At 69.2% G+C, this 2,541-nt stretch carries 2 protein-coding genes and 1 pseudogene; 2 read left to right on the top strand and 1 reads right to left on the bottom strand.

The features are described from left to right. Positions 1-88: 88 nt before the first annotated feature. Together ACFWX1_RS14925 and ACFWX1_RS14920 are read left to right on the top strand one after the other, a co-directional pair. Positions 89-748: pseudogene (locus tag ACFWX1_RS14925) on the top strand (SDR family NAD(P)-dependent oxidoreductase); the annotation flags it as partial. Positions 749-866: 118 nt separating this feature from the next. Next, entirely contained in the window at positions 867-1,928 is a 1,062-nt protein-coding gene (locus tag ACFWX1_RS14920) for an alpha/beta fold hydrolase (RefSeq protein WP_378387487.1), read from the top strand. 7 nt (positions 1,929-1,935) lie between these two features. Here the strand turns inward: ACFWX1_RS14920 and ACFWX1_RS14915 are convergent, their stop codons facing one another. Then, positions 1,936-2,343, bottom strand: coding sequence for a hypothetical protein (locus ACFWX1_RS14915; protein WP_378387486.1), 408 nt, complete (start codon positions 2,341-2,343; stop codon positions 1,936-1,938). Positions 2,344-2,541: the final 198 nt, after the last annotated feature.

Genomic DNA, 2,541 nt, shown 5'->3' with positions numbered 1-2,541 from the left:
GGGGGGTGCGAGGCTCACGCCCCCGCCCCCTGCCCTCCCCGGGCCCACGGGGGGTGGGCGGGGGGGGGGGTCGCCCCCGCCACCCCCCGACACCGCCGGGTTCACCGCGTTCCTCGACGAGGTGGAGCGGCGCGTCGGGCCGATCGACGTCCTGATCAACAACGCGGGCATCATGCCGCTGTCCGCGCTGGAGGACGAGGACGACGCGTCGACCCGGCGTCAGCTCGAGATCAACCTGCACGCGGTCATCCACGGCACGCGTGAGGCGGTGCGGCGGATGCGCCCGCGCGCGGCTGGGCACATCGTGAACGTCGCTTCGATGGCGGGCAAGGCCGGGTTTCCCGGGGCGGCGACCTACTGCGCGACGAAGCACGCCGTCGTCGGACTGTCCGAATCCGTTCATTTGGAACTACACGGCAGCGGGGTACTCGTGTCGTGCGTGATGCCGGGCATCGTGCGGACGGAACTCGCGAGCGGGCTCGGCGAGGCGAAATTCTTCAAGTCCGTCCGGCCCGAGGATGTGGCGCACGCCATTGTGGACGCGCTGCGGTTTCCGCGATTCGACGTGTTCGTGCCTCGATCCCTGGGAACTATGGGCAGGATCACGCGGCTGCTGCCACGGCGGTGGGGCGAGTCGGTCGCGCGGGCACTCGGTGCGGACCGGGTTTTGGCTTCAGCGGCCCATTCCGCGGCCCGCGCGGACTACGAACGTCGCGCCGCCGACAGCGCGCCGGGCGCGGATTCTTAGCTCGGACGGCCTAACCACTGTCCGAATTGGACTGCTTGCTTTTGTGGACTCTGTTGAGTTGCCCGTCGCCGCAAGGCAAGATTGCCGGGAAGTTCGCACGGGCCCAGGAGGCAAGGACATGGCTTCACCACCGGCACGGCTCGCCGCCGCGGCGTCGAATGTCGTGGGCAAGGTGGCCCGCGGTGGGGTCGCCGATCTGCGGCCGATGCCGCGGGTGCTGATCGACCAGGGCCCCAACCGCTCGCTGTACCGCCTCACCCACGGCGCCGAAAAGCAGTCCGGCCCGCCGATCCTGCTTGTGCCGCCGCTGGCCGCGCCGGCGTTGTGCTTCGATCTGCGCCGCGGCTGCAGCCTGGCCGAGCACATGGTGGACGACGGCCGCAACGCCTACCTCGTCGACTATGGCAACGTCGCCTTCTCCGACCGTCGTCTCGGCGTCGAGCACTGGATCGACGACGTGCTGCCGCGGGCAATCCGGAAGGTCAGCGAGGATTCCGGTGGGCAGGGTGTGCATCTGGTCGCCTGGTGCCTAGGCGGGATCTTCTCCCTGCTGACCACCGCCGACCAGGCGGATCTGCCGGTCGAATCGATCACCACGATCGCCGCGCCCTTCGATTTCACCGCGATCCCGCTGATCGCGCCGTTCCGGCCGCTGGTCGACCTCACCGGCGGGCATCTGCTGACCCCGTTCTACCGCCTGCTCGGCGGCGCTCCGTCGAGCATCGTCAGCCGGGTCTTCCGCGTAACCGGGATCAACAAGGAGATCACCAAACCCCTTGCCATCCTGAAAAATCTCGACGACCGTGACTATCTGGCGCAGATCGAGGCCGTCGATCACTTCATGGACAACATGATCGCCTACCCCGGGCGCACGTTCGGCCAGCTGTACCACCGTTTCTTCCGCGCGAACGATCTCGCGGAGGGCTCGGTGGACCTGGGCGGGCGGATCATCGCGCTGTCCGGCGTCAAGGTGCCGACGCTGGTAATCGCCGGCCAGAACGACACGATCGCCCCGCGCGCCGCTGTCGAACGCTTGGTGGATCTGCTGGACAACGCCCCGTCCGTGCGCTTCGAAACCGCGCCCGGCGGCCACCTCGGCGTGCTCACCGGCCGCAAGGCACGGCACACGACCTGGCGCTATATCGACGAATTCCTCGACGACCAGGTCACCGCGCCCTGATCCGGCCTCAGGACGGCGCGGTGTCCCGGTGGTCCAGCCAGGCGGCCGCGTCCCGCTGGCACAGCGTGACGATCACGACCACCGCGAGCGCGAGGCCGATGGCCGCGGCGAAGGTACCGGTGAGCACCGCGACGAACTGCGCGAGAATCACGATCACCTCCATGATGATCACGGTGGGCCGCAGCCACTGGGGACGACGGCGGAGCCGGATCGCGGAAGTCAGGAGCGCCACGGCGAGCAGCACGCTGATCGCGATCAGGAGGTAGGTGATCGGGTCGACCCGCTGGCCGTGCTCCACCCGGCTCGCGACCGTGCCCGCTACCAGGACCACCGCGAGGACGTTGCCGACGGCCTGGACGTACAGGATGACCCGGGCCATCTTGAGCTGGGATGGCATCGGACTGGGATCGCTCATGCGCGGACGGTAATCCGGTGCGCCGGGGACCGGTCCCGAATCCGCGGGTCTTTGAACGCGCGAAGGCCGGGTGGCTGGCGGCTGAATACGGTTGCCCAGTGCCTGCGCATGTCCCGAACGCGCGGGGTGGGGGCGGGGGCGGGGGGGGTTTTATCGGAACCGATCGGTGGGGGGGGTGTTATTACGACGCGCGGCGGC

The sequence above is a fragment of the Amycolatopsis sp. NPDC059021 genome, from assembly GCF_042739895.1.
In the GTDB taxonomy this organism is placed as follows: Bacteria; Actinomycetota; Actinomycetes; order Mycobacteriales; family Pseudonocardiaceae; genus Amycolatopsis.
The sequence above is the reverse complement of the archived record's forward strand: the minus strand, read 5'-3'. Positions and strand labels throughout refer to the sequence as shown.